The 12908-nt window shown below is 72.5% G+C and carries 4 protein-coding genes and 1 pseudogene; all 5 read right to left on the reverse strand.

What is annotated here, in order from left to right; genetic code table 11:
- Positions 1-6 precede the first annotated feature (6 nt).
- Complete coding sequence (locus ACWD3C_RS32225) at positions 7-6864, reverse strand: SDR family NAD(P)-dependent oxidoreductase (RefSeq protein WP_451149707.1); 6858 nt, start codon at positions 6862-6864, stop codon at positions 7-9.
- Positions 6861-10913 (reverse strand): non-ribosomal peptide synthetase, encoded by a 4053-nt coding sequence (locus ACWD3C_RS32230; protein ID WP_451149708.1) that lies wholly within the window; start codon positions 10911-10913, stop codon positions 6861-6863. The genes ACWD3C_RS32225 and ACWD3C_RS32230 overlap by 4 nt, the downstream gene beginning before the upstream one ends.
- Before the next feature lie 59 nt (positions 10914-10972).
- Positions 10973-11710, reverse strand: a complete 738-nt coding sequence (locus tag ACWD3C_RS32235; RefSeq protein WP_451149740.1) for a class I SAM-dependent methyltransferase — start codon at positions 11708-11710, stop codon at positions 10973-10975.
- A 498-nt stretch (positions 11711-12208) separates the two neighbouring features.
- Positions 12209-12444 (reverse strand): annotated as a pseudogene (locus tag ACWD3C_RS32240) (heavy metal translocating P-type ATPase); the annotation flags it as partial.
- A gap of 109 nt (positions 12445-12553) precedes the next feature.
- Positions 12554-12859 (reverse strand): ArsR/SmtB family transcription factor, encoded by a 306-nt coding sequence (locus ACWD3C_RS32245; protein ID WP_451149709.1) that lies wholly within the window; start codon positions 12857-12859, stop codon positions 12554-12556.
- Positions 12860-12908 lie beyond the last annotated feature (49 nt).

The following is a 12908-nucleotide window of genomic DNA, read 5'->3' on the forward strand; positions in this document are numbered from 1 at the left end:
GCCGGCTCAGCTGTTCGCGAGCGGCCCGGCGGACACGGCGGCGAGCGCCCTGTCGGTCAGGGCGGCGATCCGGGCTGCCGCCTGCCCGGTCAGCAGCGAGTAGTGGTGTCCGTCGACGGCCACCTCGTCGACCGGGCCGGACACATGGGGCCGCCAGCCCAGGCAGGCGAGGTCGGGGACGTCGTCGACTCCCATGCCGACTCCGGCGTTGCTCGGGGACGGCTGGGTGGCGCGGAACAGCAGCAACCGGGTGTCGGGGTCGGCGAGCCGGCCCGCCTTGTGATCGCCCAGGGCACGGAGGTGGCGTTCGAAGACCCCCAGGCGTACCTCGGCGGTCTCCCGGGGGCCGACCAGGCCCGCCTCACGCAGCCGTGCGGCCACGACGGACCGGGCGTCGGGGGACGGCGTACGGAGCAGCCGCACGGCTTCGTCCTGACCGAGGCCGAGGTCCATGTCGAGGAACGCCTCCAGCGACCGCAGATACCGCACGGCCGCGATCGTCGCGTCCTCGTCGGGTCCCGCTCCGCCGAGTGGCGTGATGCGGTCCGGCACATTCGAGTCGATCATCAGGAGGAGATCGGTGCGCTCTCCCCGGCGTTCCAGTTCGCAGGCCATGGCATGGGCGAGGGTGCCGCCCATGGACCAGCCGCCCAGGAGGTACGGCCCGTTCGCCTGGTACGGGCGCAGGGCCGCCAGATACCGGTCGGCCATACCGGCTATGTCCTCGGCCGCCGTTCCTCCGGTCAGTGCCGGATCGGCGAGCGCCACGACGCGCCGCCCGTCCGTGAGCAGCCTGGCCAGTTCGCTGTAGCACAGCACGTCGCCACCGGACGGGTGGACCAGGAACAGCGGCCGGTCGGTGTTGCCGTCGCGCAGTAGCAGTGCGGTGTCGAGATCATCGGGACTGTTGTCGGGACTGTTCAGGAAAGCGGTACCGGCCGGCTGCCGCCTCGGTGGCTGCGTCGCCGCGCGACGTTCCGGGGCGGCGGGCGCCTGCCGCCTGCCTGGTTCGGCACCCGCCGGCCGCCGCGCGTCGGCTTCCCAGGCGGCCCGGCTCTGTGCCAGGCGGCGTATGCGTGCGACGTACGAGGAGAACGCCCTGTCCGCCTCGTCGGCGGGCAACTCGCTTTCCAGCACGTCCCACTGGAGCAGCAGCGCGCCGTGCTGTTCGAGCACCTGATGGTCCAGCCAGGTCTGCGGGGTGCTGCTCACCCCGTACACCGGAGTGCCGGCCCAGTCCAGGTCGTGGCCACCGCCGAGCGGACCGGACAGGCCGAGGGCACTGGTGAACACGACGGGCACGGATTCGGTGCGCCCGGTGCGGGTGGACTTCTCGGCGAGCAACTCCAGCGCGGAGAACTCCCGGTGGTCCAGATCCTCGAAGAGCGAGCGCTGTGCACGGGTGGCCGCATCGGCGAAGGAGGTGTCGTTCGACCTGTCCACCGTGTGGAGCATCAGGGAGGTGAAATCGCCGACGACCTCGTCCGCGCCGGGCAGATCGGACGGCCGGTCGAACAGAGTGAGCGTGAGGGCGAACCTGTCCTGTCCCGACCAGTCGGCGAGAGCGTCCCCATAGGCAGCGAGCAGGACGGCGGTCGGGGTCAGGCCGCGCCGGGCCGCCTCGGCCTTGAGTGACGCCCAGTCGTCCGGTTCGAGCCGTGCGCTGCGGCGCCCGAAGCGGGGACGCGTATCGGCCTCCGGGGCGTGCAGCGGCAGCGCGGGGGCACTCGGCATGCTGTCGATCCGTGCCCGCCAGTAGGCCGCGGCGCGGGCGCGTTCCGGGGACTCGGCGCGCTGCTCCAGCGCGGCCACACACTCGGCGAACGTGGTGCGTACCGGTGGGAGCCGGAGTTCCGGGTCCCGGTAGAGGGAGCACAGTTCACGGTCCCAGATCAGGTAACTGGCGGTGTCGCACACGAGGACGTCCACGTTGACGAACAGGCGCACGATGTCGCCGGGCAGGCGGGCTGCCCTGATGTCGACCAGTGGCCAGCGCCCGGGACGCGGCTCCCGGCGGACGAGGCGGGTACGGATCTGTTCGAGCTTGTGGGCGCGCTCCTCCTCGCCCAGCGCGCTCAGGTCCTGGACGCGGATGCGGTAGCGGGGCACCCGGTCCAGTACCCGATTGCGTCCCTCGGGGGAGATGACCGCGCGGAGCATCGGGTGGCGGGCGATCACACGGTTCCACGCCTCCTCGTAGCGCGCGGTGTCCAGGCCCGGGCAGTCGTACTCCAGGTGGAACGAGCACGGCACGTCGCCGAGCCGGTAGCCTCCCGAGCCGCCGACCCAGTAGGCGTGCTGCACCCGGGTGAGCGGGAACTCGCCCGCGGCACCGGTCGGTTGCTCCGGCGCGGTGCGGGTTTCGTCCTCCGGTGGTACGGCCGACGCTACTGGCTCCTCGCCGGCGGGGTCCGCCGCTCCGCCGGGCGCGGGTATCAGGGGGGCGAGTGCCGCGACCGTGGGACGCGTCAGAAGGTCCTGCAGACGCAGTCCGGCTCCCCGTTCGTCGCGCAGCCTGGCCAGCATGCGGGTGGCCAGCAGGGAATGACCGCCGAGGGCGAAGAAGTCGGCGTCGCGGTCGGTCACGGGGAAGCCGAGCAGCTCGGACCACAGAGCGGCGAGCAGCTCCTCGGCGGCGCCCTGGGGCGCGGACCCTCCCTGCTGCGGGGTGCCGCCCGGTGCCTCCCCGCCCGGTGCGACGGTCGGGACGCCTGCGGTACGGCCGGCCAGATCCGCCGGAGAGACCGCCAGGGACGCGGGGGCGCGGCCCTCCTCGGCGAGATCGAGCAGCCGGTCCACGGAACGCATACCGTCCCGCAGGCCGATCGAGTGGCGTGAGGCGACCACCCGTTCGGTGCCGCCGGGGCCTATCCGCCAGCCGTCCCACGCCACACTGATCCAGCGGGTGCCGTCCCGCTCGCCGACTGCCTCCTGCTCGGCGTCCTCCCGTTCGGCCAAGGCGTCGAGAAAGCGGTTGACCGCGGCGTACGGGGCCAGCCCCAGGCCGCCGACGAAGGTGGTGGCCGACGACATCAGCAGGACGTTCGCGGGGCGCAGGTCGTCCGGCAGCCCGCGCAGGGCGGACCGCAGCGCCATCGCCGCCGACACCTTCGCCCGGGCGTGCGCTCGCACGGTCTCCTGCTCCACGGCGCGCAGGGGGGCCACCGCGGCGGAGGCCACGACACCGGCCGCGTGCACGACCAGGTCGAGTGGGCCGTACTGCTGTGACACGTTCCGCAGAAGGTCGGCCGTGGCGTCGGGGTCCGCCGCGTCGACGGCCCGTACGTCCAGTTCGACGCCGTCCTCCCGCAGCCGTCGTACGGCCTCGGCCCGCTCGGCCTGCGGGGTTCCCGGCGCCGGGTCGGACGGCAGTCCGTCACGGCCGGTGACCACGACCCGCCAGCCGTTGCGTACGAGATGGGCGGAGAGGGCCATGCCGACGTCGCCGAGTCCGCCGATCACAACGGCACTTCCGCCGGGCCGCGCCCGTTCGGGTGCCGACGGGTGCCAAGGCGTGACGCCGCGGACCCAGCGGTGTCCGCCGCGGTATGCGGCCTCCACACCGCTCGGCCCGCCGTGAGCGAGGGCACCCGCCTCCGTGCACACCCTCCGGACATCCTCGCCGCGTGCCGGTCCGGCCGGAAGGTCGAGGGTGCGCCAGCGCAGACCTGGAAACTCCTGGGCGAGGACGCGGGGCACGGCCAGCGATGCGGCGCCCTCCGGTATCGGACGGTCGCCGCTTTCCACACAGTGCGCGCCCACGCTGACGTGGAGCAGGCATGCGCTGCCGGCCCAGGGGGCGGCGGCCCGGGCGAGCCGCGCGTACCGCAGCACCGATTCGGTGACCTGCCCGGCCGGATCGGCGGACGCCTCCTCGTGGGCCCGGTCGTCCGTGTGCTCGCCGTCCTCGCCGTGTGAGTCGACCAGGACCAGGCCCACACAGGGCAGCGACGGTTCGGCGGCTGCCTGCGCGAGGGTGACGGGCCGGGCCCCGGCGGCCGCGAGCTCCTCGCGGACCTTGCCCAGCAGCGGGGAGTCCGGGGCGCCTTCGACGAGCCAGCGGCCCTCCAGTCGCGGGGATATGCCGACGGGCGACGTCCGGTGCCACACCGGCATCTGGAACGGCTCCTCCTCGTCGGGCTCGGCAGCGGTCGCGTACGGCACGGGCGAGTGACCGGGTCGTACGTCGTCGGGCTCGTCGATCCACAGGCGCCGCCGGTCGAAGGGCAGACCGGGCAGGGCGATCCGGCGCCGGCCGGGCCGGTGAAGGGCCTCGGGGTCGAGCCGGATGCCATGGGTCCACAGTTCGCCCGCGGCCGTGAGCAGGGCGGACCGTGCTCCGCGGCGCTCGTCGCGCCCCGGCACGGTGGGCAGGGTGGCGACGACGTTCGCCGCCCCGTGCTGGCGGACGAGCTGCAACAGGCCGCTGCCGGGACCCACTTGGACCACGACCGCCGGTCCCGTGCCGAGCGCAGTGGTCAGGGCGTCGGAGAACCTGACGACGGACCGCAGATGGGGCACCCAGTGCTCGGCCCCGGGCGGGGTCAGCAGCAGTTGTCCGGTGAGCGTCGTGGCGAGCGGCACGGCCGGTACGCCGGGTACGGTCGCCTCGGCGGCGGCGCGCAGCGCCGGAAGCACCGGATCGACCAGCCGCGAGTGGGCGGCCGCGTCCAGGTGGAGCCGTACGGTGTGGACGCTCTCGGCGGCCAGCCGGCGCTCGAGAACTGTCACCGCCTCGACGGGTCCGGAGACCACACAGGACCGCGGGGCGTTCACCGCGGCCAGGTCCAGCTCCGGATGGTCGCCCAGCAGCTTCACGACCCGGTCCTCGGGCAGCGCCACGGTCAGCATCGCGCCTCCCCCGGCGGTACGGGACATACCGCGGGAGCGCACGTCGACCAGGGTGACGGCATCCGCCAGCCGGAGCGCTCCGGCAGCGACGGCGGCCGCGTATTCGCCGAGGCTGTGGCCGATGAGCGCGTCCGCCTCAATGCCCCAGGAGAGCAGCGTGCGCGCCGTGGCGAGCGAAACGGTGAACAGAGCCGGAAGCCCGTGCACGGGATCCCGCAGCAGCTTCCCGGCCTCCTCGTCCGAGGGAGCTGCGGCCAGGAGCGGGACAAGACCGGGGCCGGTGCCGTCGCCACGCCCGTCGAAGAGCGCGGCACACTCCTCGACCGTGCGGGCGAACTCCGGCTCTTCGGTGAGGAGTTCACGCCCCATGCCCGGGTACTGGGCGCCGCCCCCGGGGAAGGCGAAGACGATCCTCGGCCTCGTGGGCGGGACGGCGCGCCGAGGTGCGGAGGCGATGACACGGGGCGTGTCGCCGGGCGTCTCACCGAGCACCGCGGCGGCCCGGTGGGCCTGTTCACCGCGGCCGGTGTGCAGGGTGTACGCGGCGTCGGCCGTGTCGACGTCCCGCTGGTCCAGGGCGGTGGCCGTGGCGTCGGCCAGGCGTTCCAGAGCGTCGTCGCGATGCGCGGACAGCAGGACCAACTGGGGACGGCCGTCCGCGGGGGCCACGGGGCGCTCCGGCGCACTGCCCAGCACGGCGTGGCAATTGGTGCCGCCGATACCGAAGGAGCTGACGCCCGCGTAGCGCGGTCCCGCCCACGAGTCGGCCTTGTGCTCCACGGTGAACGGGGAGTTCTCCAGTTCGAGATCGGGGTTCAGGGGCAGGGCTCCGAGGGAAGGGGGAAGCACTCCGTGGTGCAGCGCGAGCACGGTCTTGGCGAATCCGGCGATGCCGGCCGCCGAGTTGGCGTGCCCGATGTTGCTCTTGACGGAGCCGAGGGCGCACCACGCGGGGCCGGTCTCGCCGAAGACTTTCTTCAGAGCTGCGAGTTCGACCACGTCGCCGAGTCGGGTGGCGGTTCCGTGGGCCTCGACGTAACTGATCATCCTCGGTGTGACGCCGGCGAGGGCGAGGGCCTCGAAGATCGCGCGTGCCTGTCCGCGCGGGGACGGCGCCGTGAAACCGGTGCGGTCCCCACCGTCGTTGTTCACCGCGGACCCGTGCAGGACGGCGAGGACCGGGGCGCCGTCGGCGAGGGCGTCCGCGAGGCGGCGCAGCACGGCGACGCCCACGCCCTGGCTGTGCACGATGCCGGTGCCCTCCGCGGAGAACGGACGCACCCGCCCGTCGGCCGAGAAAATGCCGTCGGGGACGTGGAGGTAGCCCCTGCCCTGCGGGACGATCAGCGAGGAGCCGCCGGCCAGGGCGGTGTCGCACTCCCCCGCCAGCAGGGACTGCGCCGCCAGATGGACCGCCACGAGCGAGGTGGAGCAGGCGGTGCCGACCGAGATCGCCGGTCCGGTGAGGGCCAGCCGATGGGCGACGTGCAGCGGCAGGTAGTCGCCCACGCCCGAGATCGCCGCCTGGAGGCTGCCCACCGGGTCGGCGGCGGAGTCGGCATAGCGGCGGGCGAGGTGATGCGTCAGGTAGTCGCTGTGGGCCGCACCGGCGAAGACTCCCACGGCACCTGCCCCGACGCCCGATCCGTGCCCGGCCCGTTCCAGGGCCCGCCAGCACGCCTCCAGGAACAGCCTCTGCTGAGGATCCATCAGGGCGGCCTCGGCATCGGTGAGCCCGAACGGCTCCGGGTCGAACAGGTCCTGGCCGTCGATCAGTCCGCTCACCGGCACATGCGCCGGATTGCGCCGCAGCCGGGCCGGCAGACCGCTCTGGGCGAGTTCCTGCTCGGTCTGCCGGGTCAGCCCGCTGCGTCCCGCCACGAGCAGGTCCCAGAAGGACTCGGTGTCCGGGGCACCCGGGAAACGGCAGTCGAGGGCGGTGACGGCGATCAGTTCGTCGTCTCCCCGGTCCACCGCCTGCGACGGGTAGGTCCGATCAGGGGACTGGGTCATCCGGCGGTCTCCCGGGCAAGGGCACGCGCGGCGACCCGCGAGGCCCGGCGTGTCTGGGGTACGAGGTCGGCGGTACCGGCGTCCGAGGGCGCCGTTCGACTCGCGCCGTCCCGGGGGTGCGGGGCGAGTGCGCGGGGGTGCGGTCCCTGCGCGTGCAGTTCGCCGATCCGGGCGGCGAGTGAGCCGACGCCGGCGTGCGCGAACATGTCGCCCAGCGCCAGGCGTGGGGCGGTGCCCTGGCGGAGCCGGCGATGCGCCAGAACCAGGGTGAGCGAGGTCGCGCCCAGGGCCGTGAAGGTGCTGTCGGCCTGGACCGGGGATCCGGTGAGATCCGCGAAGACGGACATGACTTCGTCGAGCACGGCCTGGTCCCGCGCCGGGTCGGCATGATGCGCGACGGGCGGGAGGGAGACGTCGGCGTCCCGCACGGGGTGGGCAGGGGCGGTGGAGGCCGTGGCGCCCGGAGATGGGGCCGGCCCGGCGACTGCCGTGGCCGGGGCAGCCGGACGGTGGACGATCTCGGCCAGTCCCCCGGCAGCGAGCCTGGCTTCGAGGCGGGACGGCCCGGCGAGTCGCCGCACCCGTCGCAGCCAGTACGCGGTCGCCTCCAGCGCCTGGTCGGGGGGAAGCACGCCGGGCCTGAGGACGATCGCGGCTTCGAGTCCGAGCGCGGCGGCTTCGTCGAGCGCCTCGGCGGCCCACCCGGTACCGGTTTCTTCCGGCGGCGCCTCGGCTGCGACCACCGGTTCCGCGGTCTGGGACCGGCCGTCGCTCCGGTCCTCCTGCACCGGGTACGGGCTCGTGAGGGCCGCATGGTCGATCTTGCCGTTGGCGGTGACCGGCAGCTGGTCCAGGACGACGAACCGGCTGGGGATCATGTACTCGGGCAGCCGCTCACGCAGCGCGGCCGCCAAGTCCTCGGGAGACGGAGCCCGGGCGGTTCCCTTCGGTGACAGATGGGCGACGAGCCGCGGCCGCCCGTCAGGTCCCCGCACGGACGAGGCGACACACTGCCGCACGCCGGGATGCCGCCCCAGCACCGCCTCGATCTCGCCCAGCTCGATGCGATGCCCGCGGATCTTCACCTGCCGGTCGGCGCGGCCGAGGAATTCGATGGTCCCGGCCACCGTCCACCTGCCCAGGTCACCGGTGCGATAGAGACGCTGCCCGAGAACCGGGTGAACCGCGAAGCGCTCGCCGGTCTGGACGGGATCGCCGACGTAGCCGCGTGCCAGTCCGTCACCGCCGATGAACAGTTCACCGGCTTCACCGACCGGGCACGGCGCACCCTGCTCGTCCAGTACGTGGAAGGACTGGCCGCGCAGGGCCCGGCCGTAGGGAATGCTGCGCCAGCTCGGGTCGGTGCGTCCGACGGGGTAAGTGATGGACCAGATCGACGCCTCGGTGGCGCCGCCCAGGCTCATGAACTCGGCCTGAGGGGCGAGCCTGCGCAGCCGCTCGGGCAGGGTCAGGGGAATCCAGTCGCCGGACAGCATCACCAGGCGCAGGGTGCGCAGGGCCTCGGCGGCTGCGTCCGGTTCCAACTCCGCGTACTCGACCAGCATCTCCAGCAGGGCCGGGGCGGTGTTCCACACGGTGACACCGTGACGTCCCGCCTGCTCCAGCCAGTGCTGCGGGTCACGCTGCCGGGCGGGGTCGGGGAGTACCAGGGAGCCGCCCGCGCCCAGGACTCCGTAGATGTCGAAGACCGAGAGGTCGAAGCTGAGGGCGGACAGGGCGAGTACGCGGTCGTCGGCGTCGATGCCGAACCGGTCCACGATGTCGTCGATGGTGGTGCGGGCCGCGCGGTGCTGGATCTCGACACCCTTCGGGCTGCCCGTGGAGCCGGAGGTGAAGATCGTGTAGGCGAGGTCGTCCGGACTCGGCGTCTTCGAGGCGACGAGGTCTTCGGGGACGGCACGGCGTGCGGGCGTGCCCATGGCGGTCAGGCGGTGCACGGTGACACCCGGTGGCCAGGCGATCTTCACTCCGCGGCCGACCAGCGCGTGCCGGACACCGGCCCGTTCGCAGACGGCGGCGACCCGGGCGTCGGGCCAAGTGGGCTCGATGGGCAGGTAGCCCGCCCCGACGGTGCTGACCCCGAGGACGGCGGTGATCTGCGCGACGCCCTTCTCGCAGGCCACGGCCACAAGATCACCGGGGCCGGTCCGATGGGCGGTCAGGAGCGCGGCCGTGGTGGCGGCGTTCTCCGCGAGCCGGCCGTGCGTGACGGCACCGGATGCCCCGTGCAGGGCGGGCCGCTGCGCGTGTCGGCGGGCGGCTTCCTGAACCGGCGAGTGCAGCAAAGGGCCCGCGTCGGGGAAGGGCGCGACGTCGAGGGGCTCCTCCGGACGGAAGGTCGGGTCCCAGCCCAGTGCGGGATCCCGCCACGCGGCGCTCTCCGCCAGTCTGCGCAGCAGCCGGACATGGGCGTCGAGCAGGGCCTGTACATAACCGGCCGGGAACGCGCCGTCGACCCAGTCCCAGGCGAGCCGGAGCCGGCCGCCCTCATCCCACACGATGTGGTCCAGGAGGACCTGAGGGGTCTGGGAGATGCCGTAGACCTCCTCGCCGATCCACGCGGCGGGCGGCTCGTCGTCACCGCAGAGGCCCACCCCACTGGTGAACACCACCGGGTAACGGGGAGCGGGAGCGGTGCCGGAGCTCCGTGCGGGGACGTGGTCCCTGAGCACCTCCACCCCGGAGACGGAGCGGTGGTCCAGGTCTTCCCAGAAACATCTGTTGACCTCTGCGGCGTAGCCCGCGAATCCCTCCCAGCGGCCGGGCGTGAAGGGAGGTGTGCCGACGAGGGCGGTGGTGGTGAAGTCGCCCACCGCATCGGCCGCCTCACCCGATGTCTCGGGCCGGTCGAACAGGGTGGTGTTGAGGCATATTCGGTCACCGGCTCCCCAGCGGCCCAGCAGGGCGGCGAAGGCGGCGAGCAGGGTGGCGGTCGGGGTGACGCCGAATTCGGCGCTGCGGGCGCGGACGGCGGCCCACGTCGGCGCGTCGAGGGCCGCGGCGCTCCGGACGAACCGGGGAGGCGTGGTGTCCTCCCCCTCGCGCAGCACAGGAAGGCGCGGGGCGTCGGGGAGTCGGGGAGCCCGCTCCGACCAGTAGGCACGGTCGCGTGTCCGCCGTGCGGCCCATTCCGGATCAGTCGTACGGGCCCGCTGCATGTGCGCGAAGTCCGTTTCCGGAACCGGTAGTTGTGCGGTGGGATCGGTGACGAGCCGGCCCCACTGGCTCATCAGGAGCATCCAGCCCGCGAGGTCGGTGACGAGCACGTCCACACCGACGTGGAGCCGTGTCCTGCCGTCCGGCAGCAGCGCCGCGTGGATGTCGAAGAGCGGCCAGGTGCCGGTCGGCCTCACCTGGTGGGAGCGCTCGTGGCGAAGGCGGGACAGCGCGAGGTGGGCGTCGTCCGGGGAGGCGTTCCGCAGGTCGGTGGTGCCGATCCGGTAGGGGCCGACGTCGGCCAGGATGCGCTGCCGGCCGCGTTCGTCCACGGTCATACGGAGCATCGGGTGGTGCTCGATCAACCGGTTCCAGGCTGCTTCCAGGCGCCCGAGATCCGCGAGGGGGTCCTCGGCGACGCGGTCGTACTCGTAGTAGTAGAAGGTGGCCACCCCTCCGAGGGGCAGCCCCTCCTGTCGGCCGACGAAGTAGGACGCCTGAATGGGCGTCAGGGGGAAAGGCCCGCCGTCGTCCTGCGGACTCCCTGCGAAGGCGTCGGCTTGTGTGCCGCCCGGGGCCGCTCGCTCCCCCGGTCCTCCAGCCTGTTCGTGAGCAGGTGCCTCCTGCACTTCGGCGGCGAGCCGGTTCGCGATGTCCTGAGCAGTGGCGCCGTCGAGGAAGGTCGTGAGGGGAAGGTCGGCGTCGGTGCGCTCGCGGATCCGGCGCCGCAGCCGCACAGCGGTGAACGACTCCAGTCCCAGAGCCGACAAGGGTGTGTCCGGCGTGATCAAGTCGCTCTGCATGCCGAGGACTTCGCCGATGCATTCGATGGTGCTTGCGAGGACGTCATCGGCAGGGACGAGCTGACTCATCCGGCCTCCGCTCCGTGGAAGATGTGGACGGTGTGGTGGGTCGTTTCGGACAGCAGGCGTTACTCACCCGGGCGCGTGAGGAGGTGCAGCCCGAGGTCGGGCTTCCCTACGGGCCGCATGGCCAGCCCGGCTTGGGCGGCCTCCTCGGCCAGTTGGTTCTCGCTCGCCACCCACCAGCGGTAGTCGACCGTGACCTCGGACAGCGGCCGGCCGTCCCGCAGGACGCGGTAGTCCATGCGCCAGGTGATCTCGTCCTCCCCCGAGGGCTCCGCGGTGGCCCACCCCTCGTAGTGGAGGGCGCCCACGTCCGCCGAAGCCATCCGGGTGCGCGGAACCTGCTCGGGTGCGAAGGGCGGAGTGATACTGACGATGAGTGCGCCGCCGGGTGCGAGACGGCGTGCGGCGCTCCCCCACAGGGCCCGCCGTTCGGCCGGCGGCAGGTGTCCCAGCACGTTCACCGCGACCATCGCGCGCAGCCCGTCAGGGAACGAGGCGTGTACGGCATCTTCCGCCAGCACCGTGACCCGCTCGCGCAGTTCAGGGTCATCGTGGACGCGCGCCAGCAGCACGGCGCGCATGGCGGAAGAGGGCTCGACGGCCAACACGGGGTGATCGCCCGGAAGGGCTGCACAGATCACTTGCACTCCCCGGCCGGTACCGGCCCCGACATCGACTACCGGTCCGGGCCCCGCTTTCACCTGCTGGAGCGCTTCGGCCAGCGCCGGGCCAAGGGACTGCCATGTCCCGGCGATCATGAGGTCGAGGTACTCGGCCGAGCGTTCGTACGGATCCAACACGGCAACTCCCGGAACTAGATAAATACGATTGTCATTTTCATCTAGGTCGCGACGTGGGCGCAAGGCCAGGCGTGCTGTCACTCTTGACCGAAACACAGGACAGGCGCCCATCACGGCGCCAACTACGCCACATACGCACCTTTTGGTCGCTCTACGGCGGGGCGCATGACGAATTTTTTCAGACATAAGAGCGACTACGGACCGGGAGCGGATGGCTGAAAATCGACCCAGCGGCAGGAACATCGGCGGCCCGACGGCACCAGCCCGCCGCCACTCTTCGCCGAGCTGCGAGACGGGCCGCCTCGTCGCGTCCGGCTCCCCTACGGATCCGAGCCTTGGCCACTGACCCGCCACACGGACGTATGGGCCGCCCTCGCGCACCCGGGCCTCAGCCCCGACTCCCACAATCCGGGTCCGCCCCGGGTTTCGCGGCTGCCGCCCGGACCCAGTCAGGTGTCGTTCCTGCGCATGGACGATCCCGACCACGGACGCCTCCGGCGCGCTGTCACCCCCGATCAGGCCCGCGATGAACACCCCGGCGATGAGGAGGTTCTGCACGACCAGACTCCGGGCGCGGCGGGAGAAGGTGATCACGGGAACGGTGGCGAGTTCATGGCGGGCGATCACCGCGTCGGCGGTCTCCGAGGCGAGGTCGGATCCCGCGCGGCCCATGGCGACGCGGGTGTGGGCGCACCGTTGACCCCGTCTCCGACGACCACCACCTTGCGTGAACTGCCGACGGCCGCCCGACGGGAAGTCGGGCGGCCGTCGACATGGCGTCGCATCGCGAGTGCGGCACGTGGGGGTCCTTGCACTATGAGCGCAAGGACCCCCTATTCCTGCTTATTCCTGCGCGTGCCGGATGGCGTCCAGCACGATGTGTGCCACATGGTCGTCGATCAGGCTGTACTGCGTCTCACGGGCCTGACGCCGGGCCGTGACGATCCGGGAGGTCCGCAGCACCCTCAGATGCTGAGAGACCAGCGGCTGACTCACGCCCAACGCTGTGACCAGTTCATGGACGTACTTCCCGCCCTCGGCCAGTTCACGGACAATGCCCAGCCGCACGGGTGAGGCCAGGGCGCGCAGCAGGTCACTGGCGGCCTGCAAGGTCTCCAGCGGCTCGCCCGCAGGGGGAGGGGAAGTCATCGCCACATGCACACATTAGCATATGACAATGATTCCCAACGGCGTTCGC

This window comes from Streptomyces sp. NPDC002845 (assembly GCF_053591955.1).